Annotated in this window: 2 protein-coding genes; one reads left to right on the forward strand and one right to left on the reverse strand. The window is 45.9% G+C overall.

Annotated features, from left to right (window positions below):
* Positions 1-467: NAD(P)-binding domain-containing protein (locus tag JGK22_RS33145; RefSeq protein ID WP_293314575.1), on the forward strand; the 467-nt coding region annotated here is incomplete at its 5' end.
* 191 nt (positions 468-658) lie between these two features.
* On the opposite strand, the gene JGK22_RS33150 is transcribed toward JGK22_RS33145, so the two are convergent.
* The gene (locus JGK22_RS33150) at positions 659-1,213 is read right to left on the reverse strand and encodes a GAF domain-containing protein (RefSeq protein ID WP_293216102.1); all 555 of its coding nucleotides are present in this window, start codon (positions 1,211-1,213) and stop codon (positions 659-661) included.
* Between the last annotated feature and the right edge of the window lie 130 nt (positions 1,214-1,343).

A 1,343-nucleotide genomic window follows, 5' to 3' on the forward strand; every position in this document is an offset into this window, starting at 1 on the left:
TGAAAATTGGCATTATTGGTGCTGGCAACATGGGTGCTGGGTTGGGTAAACTTTGGGCAAAGGCAGGACATGAAGTCGTCTTTTCTTACTCACGAGATCAAAATAAGCTGCTTGAGCTGGCAACAGTGGCAGGGGCGACTGCGAAAGCTGGAACGATTCAAGAGGCAGCAGCACAAGACATTATCTTACTAGCTGTTTGGCTGCCAGCATTGGAAGAGGTCATTCACGCGGCTGGCTCTTTGGATGGGAAAATTATCATTACTTGTGTGAGTGGAATTCAGCCAGACTTCACGGGGCAAACAATTGGCTTGGCAACGGACTTGAAAATTTCTGTTGCTGAAGTCATTCAGCAACTTTTACCCAATGCAAAAGTTGTTGAGGCATTCAATACTACATTTGCTGAAATTATTGCTTCAGACTCAAGACAATTCGGTGCTGATTTTCCTAGCGTTTTTTACTGTAGGTAATCTTCTGGTGGCACGTACTTTAGAAACCTTAGCAAGTGCATGGGTGCAGTTCGCTGTTGCGAGTCAGCTATTTCCAAACCTTGGGTTGAAAGCTTTGCAACGTTGAGCAGCATAATCAATCAAATGCAGCAGACGGTTGAGAGTCAATGATACTGAGTTCGAGTCTCGATCTGTCTGCTGCAAAACGGTTATTATCTTCCTGGTGCGTTCTTCCGAAGATTACGCACGTTCCACAGTGCTTCCAATGTCTCTGACACTAACTTCGCAAAGCTGATGAAGTGTTGCTCATCCTCTTCCGTGAACTCCCCTTCGTACTTATCGGATAGTTGTAGTAATCCCCAGTTCATTCCATCTTGCCCGACAATCGGGGCAGCAAGCCAACCTCGCATCGGTGGATGCTTGCTTGCCTCGCCGCCAAAACCTTTCCACTCAGGGTGAGCTTCGAGTTCCGCTTGGGTCATTCGTACAGGTTGATTGTGGCGCAACAACCACCCGTGTGTGCCATATCCAGTTGCAGGTGTATCGTATTTTGCCCACGCTGCATACTTCTCTGAGAGTGAGAAGAACTTCCGAATAGAACTCCAATCTTCTTGCACAATAATGGCGATCGCAGATTGATGAGCGCCAATCAGAACTCGGATCAGTTCAACTGCATTCTTCAAAACTCGATTTGCCGCTTCAATGAATTCCTCGTCGATCGGTACGCCTCTAATCATCGATTTAGCGGACAAGAGTGGAAAACCCATACATATAACCATCATTGCGGTGAACAGTTTTGGGCGTTGCTGATTTACGGTATGAAAGGCTAAATATGCCAGTCATAGAAACCAGTATCGACAAAGCTTGGGGATTTTTAACTTATTTTTTTCATACCCT

Source organism: Microcoleus sp. PH2017_08_TRC_O_A, from assembly GCF_020738665.1.
In the GTDB taxonomy this organism is placed as follows: Bacteria; Cyanobacteriota; Cyanobacteriia; order Cyanobacteriales; family Microcoleaceae; genus Microcoleus.

Coding starts and splice junctions, on each gene's coding strand:
- JGK22_RS33150 (WP_293216102.1), bottom strand. CDS start 1,213: ATGGGTTTTCCACTCTTGTCCGCTAAATCGATGATTAGAGGCGTACCG.